This is a genomic window from Saccharothrix coeruleofusca, from assembly GCF_014648515.1.
Classification (GTDB): domain Bacteria; phylum Actinomycetota; class Actinomycetes; order Mycobacteriales; family Pseudonocardiaceae; genus Actinosynnema; species Actinosynnema coeruleofuscum.
This window is the reverse complement of the sequence record NZ_BMRG01000048.1, coordinates 323-643: the sequence shown is the minus strand read 5'-3', so window position 1 is coordinate 643 and position 321 is coordinate 323. Positions and strand designations below refer to the sequence as shown.

The following is a 321-nucleotide window of genomic DNA, read 5'->3' as shown; positions in this document are numbered from 1 at the left end:
GTCGACCGCGTCATCGAGGTCAACCCCCACACCGGCGAACGCACCGTCCTCTACACCAAACCCGGCCTCGACACCACACCGACGCCGGACACGGCCCCGCCCACCAGCGATCGCAGTGTGACGCCGGACCAGCCGTCCACCAGCACCCCGCCCCCGGCGGACACCTCGACTGGCCCCACCAGCGACCGCGGCGTGGACAACTCCGCCCCCACGACGGACGCACCGAGGGACCCCAAGCCTTCGTGGATGAACCTGCCCGACGAGGACGCGGGCTACGAGGTCGACTCCGACTCCGACTCGGACTATGACTCGGATTCCGAC

1 pseudogene is annotated in these 321 nt (G+C 70.1%); it reads left to right on the top strand.

Features of this window, described 5'->3' with window-relative positions:
• Positions 1-321 (top strand): annotated as a pseudogene (locus IEZ00_RS35965) (hypothetical protein); the annotation flags it as partial.